Annotated in this window: 1 protein-coding gene; it reads left to right on the plus strand. The window is 35.0% G+C overall.

The window, feature by feature from the left end; all coding sequences use genetic code 11:
- The first annotated feature begins 27 nt into the window (after positions 1 to 27).
- Entirely contained in the window at positions 28 to 996 is a 969-nt protein-coding gene (locus DWA30_RS13545) for a pilin (protein WP_114491064.1), read from the plus strand.
- Positions 997 to 1,033 lie beyond the last annotated feature (37 nt).

The raw sequence follows: 1,033 nt of genomic DNA on the forward strand, positions 1-1,033 counted from the left end.
ATATAATCAACGCATGTAGGTATTACTATGTATAATAATAATAAAGGCTTTACCCTCATCGAATTGATGGCTGTTGTGGCCATAATTGGTATTCTTGCTGTTGTTGCTTTACCACTGTACAATCACTATATAGAAAAAAGCAAACTTCACAGCGCACTTCCTGCTATAGGAACTTATAAAAATGATGTCGCCATGTGCTTTATGTGGAACGACAAAATGGACGACTGTAATGACGGACAAGAAGAAATTCATCCGGGAGATTTCAAAGATGATTATATTCTTGATATAACCATTGTTTCAGGCAACATCCTTTTAACAGTTGATGCTGAAAACCACTTCAGCAATATTTATCCAGTTAAAGTTATGTTCAGTCCAAGAAATCCAAACCCAGCAAGCTCAACTTTAAACTGGAATGTTTATTGTAACGATTATGACGCTGTTGGTGAAACCCACCTTTACAATGAATGTCAAGGCACCATTGCTGGTGGCGATTATGACGGAGGTGGAACTATTGATTTGGGTGATAATGGCTCAGCTATTTTAAACATTGAACTTTTATCAAATATAACCGCAGGTTATGATAACTCGTTCGGATATTACTACTCAGATTCTAACGGCGAGCCTTCTACTGGCTTCTTGCTTTTCAATAGCACTAAAGATCAACTTAATTCCGACACGACTTTCTTTGTTAGCACAAATAATAACGAAAATATTGGTTTCTTTTTAATTCCTAATGGTGGCAACTTAAATAATTATAGCAATGGCGATCAACTATTTTTCTTTGATGATTCCAATAATGGCTATATGGACGCTTTCTTTAATGGAAGTTTGGTAAATACTGCCGATGGAAATATACTTTTTTCTGATAGTAATTTGAATTTTGATGGCATTGACACTGAATTTAATAACTCTATACCCGGAAATTCTAACTGGGAAGATGTTATTGGCGGTGATAATGACAATGACGATTTAACTTTACAAATCAATATTCTTTAAATTAAAAAAGCGGGCTTTGCCCGCTTTAATCTTCTTT

The sequence above is a fragment of the Candidatus Ulvibacter alkanivorans genome, from assembly GCF_003333325.1.
GTDB classification, from domain to species: domain Bacteria; phylum Bacteroidota; class Bacteroidia; order Flavobacteriales; family Flavobacteriaceae; genus Ulvibacter_A; species Ulvibacter_A alkanivorans.

Bases quoted from the DNA above. Each gene is read 5' to 3' on its own strand.
- DWA30_RS13545 (WP_114491064.1), top strand. From the start codon at position 28: ATGTATAATAATAATAAAGGCTTTACCCTCATCGAATTGATGGCTGTT.